Raw genomic sequence first — 1,279 nt, 5'->3', positions numbered from 1 at the left:
CCTCCGCGCCCCCCCTCTCGCGTCGCCCCTCGCGGGGGGGGGGCCCCCCCCAAAACACGCCCCCCCCGCGTGACCCCCCCCCCCCCGCCCGCGCCCCCCCCACCGCCAATCAGGTGCTCAGGTGCTCAGGTGGTGCTGAGCATGCCCTCCCGCAGACGGCCCAGCAGGCGCGAGATCAGCCGGGACACGTGCATCTGCGAGACGCCGAGCCGTTCGCCGATGTCCTTCTGGGTGAGCTCCTCGACGAACCGCCAGTGGATGATCTGCCGGTCGCGCTCGTCCAGCTCGGCGATCATCGGGGCGAGGGCGTGGAAGTCGTCCACGAGGGCCAGTGCGGCGTCGTCGGTGCCGATGAAGTCCGCGAGCGCCGACTCGCCGTCCTCGCTGCCGTTGATGGCGGCGTCCAGGGAGGCGGAGTTGTAGCCGTTGGCCGCCAGGCGGGCCTCGACGACCTCGTCCTCCGGCAGGCTCATCAGCTCGGACAGTTCCTGGGTGGTGGGGTTGCGGCCCAGACGGCTGCGCAGCTCCTCGGTGGCCCGCGCCAGCTGGACGCGCGCCTCCTGGAGGCGCCGCGGGACGTGCACGGCCCACGAGGTGTCCCGGAAGAAGCGCTTGATCTCCCCGACGATGTACGGCACGGCGAACGAGGTGAACTCGACCTCACGGGTGAGTTCGAACCGGTCGATGGCCTTGATCAGGCCGATCATGCCGACCTGGACGATGTCCTCCATCTCCTCCGGGCCGCGGCTGCGGAACCGGCCGGCCGCGAAGCGGACGAGGGACATGTTCATCTCGATCAGGGTGTTGCGCGCGTACTGGTATTCGGGCGTGCCCTCCTCCAGCACCGTCAGCTGCTCGAAGAAGAGCTTCGACAACTCCCGCGCGTCCTTGGGTGCCACCTTGGACGGGTCCGCGATCTCCGGCATGTCCGTCGTGGTGTGCATGGTCGCCTGTGCGGTCGTCGTCGCCATGATGTGCCCTCCCAGTCGATCGGCCCCCGTCGTCGTCACCTTGTCGGCCGACGAAGGACCGCCTACCCCGGGTCAGGCCCCGCACACCTGCCGACTTCCCGCCCGTGCCGGACGAGGGCTCCGACGTCGCGTCAGATGCGCAGGCGGGCCCACGTCGAGGGCGGCTGGGCGGCTAGGGCCTGTCTGACAATTCCCGTCTGCCTCGCGACGCCATGCACGCACTCTCGCCGCACCGGGCGCAGAGCCAAGTACACCCAGTACGAGGCTCTACGCCCGGCACGCCGAGAGCACGCACCTGACGCCGCGAG

1 protein-coding gene is annotated in these 1,279 nt (G+C 70.6%); it reads right to left on the bottom strand.

The genetic code is table 11. From position 1 onward, the window contains the following. Positions 1-125: 125 nt before the first annotated feature. Positions 126-971, bottom strand: coding sequence for an RNA polymerase sigma factor SigF (locus ACFWR9_RS21400; protein WP_383844510.1), 846 nt, complete (start codon positions 969-971; stop codon positions 126-128). Positions 972-1,279: the final 308 nt, after the last annotated feature.

Origin of the sequence: Streptomyces sp. NPDC058534, from assembly GCF_042717365.1 — a bacterium.
Classification (GTDB): domain Bacteria; phylum Actinomycetota; class Actinomycetes; order Streptomycetales; family Streptomycetaceae; genus Streptomyces.
The sequence above is the reverse complement of the archived record's forward strand: the minus strand, read 5'-3'. Positions and strand labels throughout refer to the sequence as shown.